Consider the following 629-nt stretch of genomic DNA (forward strand, 5'->3'; position numbering starts at 1 on the left):
ACGCCACCTTGGGCGCCAGGTACATGCGGCGCATCTCATTCGCGGCCGCCACCGTGAACTCGGCGATCTGCTCGGCCGAGGGCTCATCGTTCACGTGCGTGTCCACCAGCACCACCGTGCGCTCGTTGAGCAGCAGGATGTTCATGGCCGCGTACACGTTGTGCCCCGGACGGCGGCCGATCACCTCGTCCACGAAACGCAGGTGGTCGTGGTACGCCCCGACCGACCCGCAGACCATGCCGTCGGCGTCGCCCAGGCGCACCATCATCGCGCCGATCAGCGTCATGCGGCGGCGCATCTCCACCCGCGCCATCTCCTTGGTGATGCCGCGCCGGCACATCAGCTCCCAGTACGTCGTCCAGTACTGGTGGAAACGCTCGTCGTATTCCGGGTTGGTCACCTCGACGTCCTCGCCCAGGCGCAGCCGCAGGCCGAACTTTTCGATGCGCGACAGCAGCACCGCGGGACGGCCCACCAGGATGGGACGAGCCAGGCCTTCGTCGACCACCACCTGCACCGCGCGCAGCACGCGCTCATCCTCGCCTTCCGTGAACACGATGCGGGCCTTGCCGCCTTCGCGCACGATGCGCTTGGCCGCCGAGAACAGCGGCTTCATGAACGCGCCCGAG

1 protein-coding gene is annotated in these 629 nt (G+C 67.9%); it reads right to left on the minus strand.

All coding sequences use genetic code 11. From position 1 onward, the window contains the following. A partial coding sequence (locus JL37_RS30545) for a phosphate acyltransferase (protein WP_255352921.1) occupies positions 1–629 on the minus strand: 629 nt, incomplete at both ends.

The sequence above is a fragment of the Achromobacter sp. RTa genome, from assembly GCF_000757485.1.
Lineage (GTDB): Bacteria > Pseudomonadota > Gammaproteobacteria > Burkholderiales > Burkholderiaceae_B > Achromobacter.